The organism is Gilliamella sp. Lep-s35, from assembly GCF_009795845.1.
Classification (GTDB): domain Bacteria; phylum Pseudomonadota; class Gammaproteobacteria; order Enterobacterales; family Orbaceae; genus Gilliamella.
Genome location: NZ_WTEX01000057.1, coordinates 1 through 2,436, shown reverse-complemented (window position 1 = coordinate 2,436; position 2,436 = coordinate 1). Strand labels below are relative to the sequence as shown.

Sequence of the window (2,436 nt, the reverse complement as noted above, 5' to 3'; positions counted from 1 at the left end):
CAATCTTGGGTGCTTCGGAGTTGTTTTTGTCTGACTGTGTGTTATCGGATTGTGTGTTATTGGTCGTCGTTGGCATCGGTTGATTATGGGATATCGCCATTAACTGATTCCATAATGACTCTTCTTTTGGGGATTCTGCTTTAGTTTCATCCATTTTATAAATTTCATCTTCACCAACCGTATTATCCGTTCTTGGGGTAAAAAAGCTAGAGGTAGTAACGGGCGAAATTTCTAAAAACTTTTCTCCATATCCAATATTCAACTCCACCGGAGTTTGCTCAGGATAGGTTAACGATTTAATCGTTGTTTTCCTTTTAAACACAGCTTTTTCACCATTAAAAACTAACAATTTCTAATTACTCTTCTTTGATTTCATCGTTAAAATCATATGCCCATTGATAACTAGCACTTTCGCCAGTCATGGTTGTTAATTTTCCATTGCCTGACACCCTATAACTATGAATCCCTGGAAATGGTTCCCCATTGACTTGTTCTTTAAAATATCCAAATCGTTTATAGATTTGTGGGTCTTTGACCCAATCCGGCACATTTTCAAGGTGATAGGTATAATAGACATCCCGCACCGTGCCGCCCCCCACCCCGTTAATGGTGTCGTTTGTGCGGTTAATTTTGTCCACCACCACCCGACCAAAACAAAAATTGGTTTCACCAAGTGCAAATTTCACATATTTTCGCCCTAAATCGGTCAGGTCGTAACGGTACGTCGCCCTGCCGTCAACTTCGCCAGCGTACTCTTCGGTAAAAAACCCTATCCCAGCAAAAAGGTGCAAACTGTCATTTTTTAAACGGTTATTAAATGCTTTTCTTGTTTCTTGTGCAAATGGCAAATCCTGCTCTTGCATATAATAGGTGGTATAGGGATACATGGATTGTGTCACTCTGCCCACCATCATGCATTTTGCTTTATCGCCTGTTGGGTTATTGTAGTCGTTAGATTCTTGAATCTTTTCTTTATACGGATAAGTATCGCACCCGGTTAACAGCAAACTGCTGAAAGTGATGATTAGGAGTGTGGTTATATTTGTTTTAATTTGCATGGTGATTTCCTGTTTAATCTTTTATATAGTGGTGTGACAGTAAGTACGGCGTAAGTTCTTTTACTGGTTTGGGGGTGTTCGGGTCGCTGCTGCTGTTATCGCTTTGGCTTTGGTCGCCACTCTCCTCTTGCTTGCCTTCTGGCCAGTAATTCACCTTGATAGTCACGTCATGCTTCCCTTTGATTTTACCTAAGCTCCATTTAATTAAATACAGACCAATCTTGGGTGCTTCGGAGTTGTTTTTGTCTGACTGTGTGTTATCGGATTGTGTGTTATTGGTCGTCGTTGGCATCGGTTGATTATGGGATATCGCCATTAACTGATTCCATAATGACTCTTCTTTAGGGGATTCTGCTTTAGTATTATCAAAATCGTAAACTTCATCTTTACCAACCGCATTATCCGTTCTTGGGGTAAAAAAGCTAGAGGTAGTAACAGGCGAAATTTCAAGCCACTCTAATCCACGCGAAATAGTTAATTCCACCGGAGTTTGCTCAGGATAGGTTAACGATTTAATCGTTGTTTTCCTTTTAAACACAGCTTTTTCACCATTAAAAACTAACAATTTCTAATTACTCTTCTTTGATTTCTTCATTAAAATCCGATGCCCATCTAGATCTGCCACTTTCGCCGGTCATGGTTGTTAATTTTCCATTGCTTGACACCTTATAACTGTGAATCCCGGGAAATGGTTCCCCATTGACTTGTTCTTTAAAATATCGAAATCGTTTATATATTTGTGGGTCTTTGACCCAGTCCGGCACATTTTCAAGATGATAAGTAAAATAGACATCCCGCACCGTGCCCCCCCCGACACCGTTAATGGTGTCTTTTGTGCGGTTAATTTTGTCTACCACCACCCGACCAAAACAAAAATTAGTATTACCAAATGACCAGTCAACGTATTTTCGCCCTAAATCGGTCAGGTCGTAACGGTACGTCGCTCTACCGTCAACTTCGCCGGCGTACTCCTCCGTAAAAAAACCTATCCCGGCAAACAGATGCAAACTGTCATTTTTTAATCGATTGAAATTGGCTTTTTGGGTTTCTGACGAATACGGCAAATCCTGCCCTTGCATATAAAAGGTAGTATACGGGTACATGGATTGTGTCACTCTACCCACCATCATACATTTTGCTTTATAGCCTGTTGGGTTATTGTAATCGTTAGATTCTTGAATCTTTTCTTTATATGGATAAGTATCGCATCCCGTTAACAGCAAGCTGCTTAACATTATAATTATTAATGATTTTATAGATATTCTATTTTGCATGATGATATCCTGTTTAATTTTTTATATAGTGGTGTGACAGTAAGTACGGCGTAAGTTCTTTTACTGGTTTGGGGGTGTTCGGGTCGCTGCTGCTGTTATCGCTT

4 protein-coding genes are annotated in these 2,436 nt (G+C 40.1%); all 4 read right to left on the bottom strand.

Features of this window, described 5'->3' with window-relative positions:
* Positions 1–322, bottom strand: a 322-nt coding sequence (locus tag GQ590_RS11885) for a hypothetical protein (protein WP_160409257.1), incomplete at its 3' end; no start/stop codon positions are given.
* Positions 323–356: 34 nt separating this feature from the next.
* Entirely contained in the window at positions 357–1,058 is a 702-nt protein-coding gene (locus tag GQ590_RS11880) for a hypothetical protein (RefSeq protein ID WP_160409259.1), read from the bottom strand.
* Between the two features lie 13 nt (positions 1,059–1,071).
* The gene (locus tag GQ590_RS11875; protein ID WP_160409261.1) at positions 1,072–1,596 is read right to left on the bottom strand and encodes a hypothetical protein; all 525 of its coding nucleotides are present in this window, start codon (positions 1,594–1,596) and stop codon (positions 1,072–1,074) included.
* A gap of 34 nt (positions 1,597–1,630) precedes the next feature.
* A complete protein-coding gene (locus tag GQ590_RS11870) occupies positions 1,631–2,332 on the bottom strand; it encodes a hypothetical protein (protein WP_160409263.1) in 702 nt (233 codons plus the stop codon).
* Between the last annotated feature and the right edge of the window lie 104 nt (positions 2,333–2,436).

Coding starts and splice junctions, on each gene's coding strand:
- GQ590_RS11870 (WP_160409263.1), bottom strand. CDS start 2,332: ATGCAAAATAGAATATCTATAAAATCATTAATAATTATAATGTTAAGC.
- GQ590_RS11880 (WP_160409259.1), bottom strand. CDS start 1,058: ATGCAAATTAAAACAAATATAACCACACTCCTAATCATCACTTTCAGC.